General features: G+C 29.5%; 2 protein-coding genes. Both read left to right on the top strand.

Features of this window, described 5'->3' with window-relative positions:
• Nucleotides 1-569 (top strand): hypothetical protein (locus tag ACSVH9_RS16225; RefSeq protein ID WP_438064616.1); only part of this gene is annotated, 569 nt, incomplete at its 5' end.
• A 240-nt stretch (nucleotides 570-809) separates the two neighbouring features.
• Nucleotides 810-1,214 (top strand): hypothetical protein, encoded by a 405-nt coding sequence (locus ACSVH9_RS16220; RefSeq protein ID WP_438064615.1) that lies wholly within the window; start codon nucleotides 810-812, stop codon nucleotides 1,212-1,214.
• Nucleotides 1,215-1,385 lie beyond the last annotated feature (171 nt).

The following is a 1,385-nucleotide window of genomic DNA, read 5'->3' as shown; positions in this document are numbered from 1 at the left end:
AGTGGCAACTATATCAGACAACAGAGAATTCAACAACAATGGAAGACTTTTTAAAAAAATTGAAACTTATTGACTATTTGACAACTAACCTACAAATCAGTAAAACTGAATTCGTACAACGACTATCTTTAATCACTGACGAAGGAAATACAGGAATCTTTTCAAATACATTTGATGCATTCTCTTCTAGTAAAAACGAATTTAAAGGACAAGTAAATTATAATGGGTTTACACTAAAAAGAAGAACACGTTTTTTTGACACAAATATGAATATGGCTGTTGCTAATGGTACCCTAACCGAAAACAATGGTAAATTGACCGTTGAAACAGAAATAAATGGGTTCAATAATTTCTTTATTATATTCTACGTTTTTTTAATCATTTTTTATTCACTATTTATTTTTAGTTTTAGTAGTTCAGACAACAATGTAGAATTCTTTGCAATACCATTTTTGCTTTTACACGGAACTTTAATGTTCTCAATGCCATATTTTATGATGAGGCGTAGTGTAAAAAGACTGAAATATGAATTAGAAAGGGAATTTTTCTACTTAACAAAAAATAAATAATAATAATAATCTTTTTATTGGCAGACAATTAAGTGAACAAACTAATAGAGAGAAAAAAAAAGCAGCCACTAACACACGCTACAAGCAAGCTGGGCAATTGGTTTAATTTGAAAATAGTTTGTATTTGATGCATTTGTTTTTAACCGAAAGAATACGCATCTTTAATCCCAGCCTGCGTGTAGCGCGGGAACGTTGGTGGCAAGTGTAAACCGAAAAGACGCATAAAAATATCTAATAAAAATGCAGAAAGGTTATAAGATTAGTTTTATAATATATAGTGGAATTTTAATATTCTCCATCCTTTTTATGCTAATGCTTTGGGGAGCAAGTGGACATAAAATAACTTTAAAATTCTATCATTACTTAATTGCACTATTTGCGATAATTAGCATTTTACTTTTATTTATATTCCCGCGAATCTCTTTCAAAAAGAATAATCTGAAATTTATTATTGGAATTCCTGCAGTAGTACTTTTATTACTTAGTTTATATTACGCTGGGCAAAATCTGTTTTCTATATTAACTGAAAATCTAATAATTGGGTTTAAAACAGTAGCAACGTTATTTATTGGGATTTTTATAGGAACAATTATTTATCTAATCAAACAAATACTATTAGAACTTAAACCAAATAAAACCAAATGAAAAAATCCGAATGACTTATTCTAAATAGAAACACCAGCCACCAACAGCTACTACAACGGATTTGGGCATTTAGTTTAATGGGAAAATGGTTTTGTATTTGAATGTTTAGTGATAACCGAAAAATAAATCTTAAATTAGAACCCAAACCCGCTGTAGTACCAGAACGTTGGC

Origin of the sequence: Flavobacterium sp. RSSB_23 (genome assembly GCF_051547145.1) — a bacterium.
Taxonomy (GTDB): domain Bacteria; phylum Bacteroidota; class Bacteroidia; order Flavobacteriales; family Flavobacteriaceae; genus Flavobacterium.
This window is presented reverse-complemented; position numbering and strand designations above follow the sequence as displayed.